The sequence below is a fragment of the Enterobacter cloacae complex sp. GF14B genome (assembly GCF_004136805.1).
GTDB lineage: Bacteria > Pseudomonadota > Gammaproteobacteria > Enterobacterales > Enterobacteriaceae > Enterobacter > Enterobacter hormaechei_C.
On the sequence record NZ_QFRV01000140.1, the window covers coordinates 1 to 5407 of the forward strand.

3 protein-coding genes are annotated in these 5407 nt (G+C 43.9%); all 3 read left to right on the forward strand.

Annotated features, from left to right (window positions below; genetic code table 11):
• The first annotated feature begins 272 nt into the window (after positions 1-272).
• Entirely contained in the window at positions 273-983 is a 711-nt protein-coding gene (locus tag DD606_RS23565; protein WP_129259261.1) for a reverse transcriptase domain-containing protein, read from the forward strand.
• A gap of 509 nt (positions 984-1492) precedes the next feature.
• Entirely contained in the window at positions 1493-1768 is a 276-nt protein-coding gene (locus DD606_RS26010) for a Ty1/Copia family ribonuclease HI (protein ID WP_176691467.1), read from the forward strand.
• Positions 1769-2432: 664 nt separating this feature from the next.
• Positions 2433-5399: a DDE-type integrase/transposase/recombinase gene (locus DD606_RS23575; protein WP_129259265.1), complete on the forward strand. Its 2967-nt coding sequence runs from the start codon at positions 2433-2435 to the stop codon at positions 5397-5399.
• The last annotated feature ends 8 nt before the right edge of the window (positions 5400-5407 follow it).

Here is a 5407-nt window from a genome sequence, read left to right on the forward strand (position 1 = left end):
CAAGAGAGGTACTTAAGTAGCCTATTAATGGTTTATTTTGTTAATTATATTAGGGTAAGTGGGATTGGGATCTATTATCGATTCTATTGAGCCCACTATGTGGGATTTGGTGCACGGCTTGGGAGCTTTGATCTGAATAATGGGGTCTTTTTAGACTTGCCTACGACTTTACCATTATTGAGCCATCAGATTGTTATGCTTTGGCTGTGTCTAGCTTACATGATGTTGAGGAGCCTCTGTCTTTTGATGAAGCACAGAATTCAGAAAATTGGATGGTTGCCATGCAATCAGAATATGATGCACTTATAGAAAATGACACATGGACTTTATGTGATTTGCCTCCTGGCAAAAAGGCCATTGGTACGAAGTGGGTTTACAAGTTGAAACGCAAGCCGGATGGTGAGATCGATCGCCATAAGGCTCGACTTGTTGCAAAGGGTTATGCACAACAAAAAGGCATAGATTATGAAGAGACTTTTGCTCCCACTTGTCGTATGACTACTGTGCGTTTTCTATGTGCATTGGCAGCTCATTTTGGTTGGGATGTACATCAATCAGACATTGTTACTGCTTTCTTGAATGGTGACATATTTGAGGAAGTTTATGTAACGCAGCCTCGCGGTTTTGTCATAAAAGGACAAGAGGACAAAGTGTGCAAATGTAAGAAGGCTTTGTATGGGTTGAAGCAATCTCCTCGTGCTTGGTATGAGAAAGCTGACACTCATTTGGTCAAACGAGGCTTTCGTAACAATCCAACAGAAAGCACATTGTATGTAAAGCGTGAGGGTGATGTACTTCTCATTGTGGTTCTTTATGTAGATGATTTGTTGATCATTGGACCAAATGAGAGACATATTGCTGAATTTAAGGCTGATTTGAATGCTACTTTCAAGATGAAAATTTGGGGTTGTTGCATCATTACTTGGGTATACAATTTAAGCAGTGTGATGGTGGTATTGCCTTGTGTCAAAAAAGTTACATAGAGACATTGCTATGTAAGTTTGGACTTGAGGATTGCAAACCTATTGCCACTCCCATGGAAACAGGTTTGAAGTTGAGTCTACATGATGCTGGTGATCCTGCTGATGTCACTCTTTACCAAACTGCTGTTGGCTGCCTCATTTATGTATGCAACACGAGGCCGGATATTCAGTTTGCAGTCTCACAGGTCAACAGATTTATGCATAGCCCAGGGTCTAAGCATTGGCAGGCTGTCAAGAGGATTTTCCGCTACCTTAGTGGCACTTTACATCTTGGCTTGTTTTATCCCAAGGGGGGATCATTGCCGCCAGACTTACATGCTTTTTCGGACTCAGATTGGGCTGGTTGTTTTGACACGCGAGTGTCCACAAGTGGTTTTTGTTTCATGCTTGGCAGTTCATGTATATCATGGTTGAGCAAGAAGCAACCTACTGTGGCCACTTCGAGTTGTGAGGCTGAGTACAGGGCAGTCTTCACAGCTACGGTTGAGTGTGTATGGCTCAGACGCCTTATGGCTGATTTGGGTGTTGGACAGGACACTGCCAACACTATCTACACTGACAGTCAGAGCGCATTGGCAGTTGCGAGGAACCCAGTTTTTCATGCTCGCACAAAGCACATTGAGGTGCATTACCACTATGTCAGGGAGAGGCTCTCAGCAGGAGAGATCAGCTTGGCTTATGTGCCAACACAGGACAACCTTGCAGATCTTTTCACAAAGGCATTGTCTCGTGAGAAGCTTGAAGCTTTCCGCAAAGCTTTGGGCTTACTCCCCTTTGTGGACTGATCATGTCCTCAGGGCATGGCACTTCCCTTTACTCATGTGCCAGCTCTCGTTCACCGCATCACTCCAGGGGGGATTTGTTACCATATACATGTGGTAGTGATGTGTGTGAACACACTAGGACCGTCGGGGCATTTTTTCCCTCTTTAGGAGGTTTTTTGCCCTTTGCATTGTATATACGCCCATCACTCTAGGGCTATCTATCTTTCCATTGCACACTAAGTAACATACTCTCTATTGTGTGCCTTGAGCTTCCTTCGTCTTCTCCAAGCTGTGTGTGTTTCTCTGCAACCCTAATTCCAACAATTGGTATCAGAGCAGGTTGCGTCCTCCCGGGCTTAGTCGCCAGCTGCTCCAGCACACGCCTGCTCACTTTCTCCGATTTCAGTGAGCTTTGGCGAGCGTTCGCAGGTCGACAAATATTTTGGGTGAGCTCGAAGAGCTTGGTCTGCTCAGAATTTTGATTTGGGCTCATTTCGGCCTCCGTTTCCACTACAGGCAGTACTGCACAGGCTATTTCGTCATTTTGTGCAGAATTTCTGTCAGTGCCGTTTTCTGCATAACAGGTGCCTTACAGTCTTCTACGGTTTGTGCTATATAGCACAGGTTGTTCCCACTCCGTTTCTCCTATTTTCGGGCAGTTTTCACATCAGGTGCAACATTTACCATGGCTAACAACAACAACACAGATGTGTTCAAGATGTTTGTTGCTGAGGACAGGTTGGATGGGGACAACTACCCTATGTGGGCTTATATGATGCAACATGTTCTTGTGTCAAAGGGTGTCTGGAATATTGTGCAGGGCATTGATGTACGTCCTGGTTCTGAGGATGTAGGCGATGTTGAGGATGTTGCAGGTCTTGCTGCAAGGATTGCAGCTGTTAGAGTTGTTTTGCCTACGACAGAACAAGCTCGTTGGGATGTTAAGGATGCGCAGGCTCATGCATTGATTGCGTTGTCTGTGAAGCGCACCATTGTTCCTCACATCCGTTCAGCAAAATCTGCAAAACAGGCTTGGGATATTCTAGCAGGTCTTTATGCAAGTCGCAATGAGGCTAAAATTGCTTTGCTGCGTAAAGAGCTGGAGTCGAAGATTATGCATGAGGAAGATGATATGGACACTTTCCTTGCTAGTGTCAAGGATATCAATGAGCAACTTATTTCTGCAGGTGAAGTCATTTCAGACAGTTCCCTTGTGCAGACTGTTCTTGATGCCTTACCAGATTCCTACCAGACTTTTGCTAGTACTTGGAGACTTATGACCCAAGGAAATCCTGAAGTTGTCAAGTTTGATGCATTATGCACATTGCTGTTGCAAGAGTCACTTTCCAGAAAAAACAGGACTAGGCAGCGTGCAGTTGAACAGGCTTTTATTGCTTCTCAAAGAAAGGGTGGTAACAGCAATGCAGCCACTTCTTATGGTTCTGCTGCGAGTGGCAAAAATTCTGTTCCTAATGCTTCTGCTGGCAGCAATTTGTCTGGAAATTCTGGTGATAAGGGCAAAAAGAAGATGCGTTGCCATTATTGTAAAGCTAATGATCACTTGATCAAGTCGTGTCCTAAGTTGAAGGCCAAAGAGGCTAAGAAGAAAGAGGGTGGTTCCACTGCAAATGCTGGTTCCACTACAAATGCAGCCATTGTTGAGTCTTCTGTGAAAGGAGACTGTGTTGCTGATGTTGATGCAGAATGGGCTTTTAGCGCAGAGTGCACTTACAATCCTGATGTCCATGATGCATGCTTGTCAGTTGCTGCAGATTCACATGTGTGGTATTTCGATAGTGGTGCTACAAAGCACATTACCTCACATCGTGAATTGTTTACCTCTCTCGAGTCTGTCCCTCATGGGAATTCAGTCACTTGTGCCAACAATGCCTCTTATCCAGTTCAGGGAGTTGGAAAGATTGTGCTCACTGCTGCTAATGGCAGTTCCTTCACACTTGTTGATGCACTTTATGTACCTGGGATCAAGAAGAATCTCTTGTCTGTATCCGCACTTGCTAGACTTGGACTTGTAGTCAAATTTGTGGATGACAGATGTACAGTTCATGATCTCAGTTTTGGTGATGAAATTGTTGCATCTGGCCTTTTGTGCCGTGGGCTGTATAAGCTCACTTTGTATGACAAGTGTGGACAAAATTTTGCAAATTCTGTTGCAGATTCAAGGGCTATTTCAGATGCAAAACTTTGGCATGCACGTTTTGGTCATCTGAATTTTTCCAGTTTGCTGCGTTTGCAAAAATTTGATATGGTTGCTTCTTTGCCGCCTCTTGAAGCACCTGTCAAACATGTTTGTGAAGGCTGTATTTTGGGTAAGATGCAGCGTTCTAAGTTTCCAAAGGATGGTTCAGTTCGGGCCACATGCAGGTTGCAGCTTGTGCATAGTGATGTTTGTGGGCCCATGCAAACTCCGTCCTTGGGCAATTACCTTTACTTCGTGACTTTCATTGATGATTACTCCAGGCATGCATGGGTATTTCCGCTTAAAGCGAAGTCCGAAGTTTTTATGTGCTTCAAACAATTTTTGGCTATGGCTGAAAATGTCTCGAAATGTACTATGGGCACCCTCCGTTCCGATCGAGGGGGGGAGTATATGTCTCATGAATTTAATGCATTTCTGGCTAGTCGTGGGATAAAACACCAATGTACAGTGCCTTATACACCTCAGCAAAATGGTGTTGCTGAGAGGAAAAACAGGTCACTTACGGAAATGGCACGATGTATGGTCAAAAGTCAAGCTTTGCCGCATTCTTTTTGGCTTGAGGCCATCATGTGTGCCACTTATGTACTTAACAGGTGTCCTACGAAAGCTTTGCAGTCTATTACTCCATATGAAGCATGGCATGATAGAAAGCCTTCTATTGAGCACATGCGTGTTTTTGGCTGTTTGGCATATGCTTTGGTGCCACAAACACAGCGCAAAAAATTGGATGATAAGGCTGTCAAATGTATTTTTGTTGGTTATAGTGCTGAAAGCAAAGGTTACAGGTTGTATCATCCGCAAACAAAACGTATTTTGGTTTCACGGGATGTAGTGTTTGTGGAAGATTCTGTTCAGCCCTTGCTGTCATGTACTAGAGACAGTAATGTAAGCTCACAGGACATTTATGACACTTTGTTGCCTCTTTTCAGTGGTGGAAATACGAATGTAAGTTCCAATGAGGCAAATGTACAGCCTATGGGGGTTTCTGAAAATGTTATAGATCAGCCTATTACTGATGCAGATGTACATGATGTACTTGATGAGGAAAGGGCTGAAAATGAGCAGGCTAGAGGTATGCCAAAATGGCTGGTGCATACTTTGCGTGACAGTAAATTGGATGCACCTTTGTCTAGTCGTACTCGTTCAGGCTCTCGCCATGCATCTTATGCATCAGATTGTTATGCTTTGGCTGTGTCTAGCTTACATGATGTTGAGGAACCTCTGTCTTTTGATGAAGCACAAAATTCAAAAAATTGGATGGCTGCCATGCAATCAGAATATGATGCACTTATAGAAAATGACACATGGACTTTATGTGATTTGCCTCCTGGCAAAAAGGCCATTGGTACAAAGTGGGTTTACAAGTTAAAAAGCAAGCCGGATGGTGAGATTGATCGCTATAAGGATCGACTTGTTGCAAAGGTTTATGCATAGCAAAAAGG

What these genes read in the sequence shown, in the direction of transcription:
- DD606_RS23565 (WP_129259261.1), top strand. Translation starts at nt 273, where the DNA reads ATGGTTGCCATGCAATCAGAATATGATGCACTTATAGAAAATGACACA.
- DD606_RS26010 (WP_176691467.1), top strand. Translation starts at nt 1,493, where the DNA reads ATGGCTGATTTGGGTGTTGGACAGGACACTGCCAACACTATCTACACT.
- DD606_RS23575 (WP_129259265.1), top strand. Translation starts at nt 2,433, where the DNA reads ATGGCTAACAACAACAACACAGATGTGTTCAAGATGTTTGTTGCTGAG.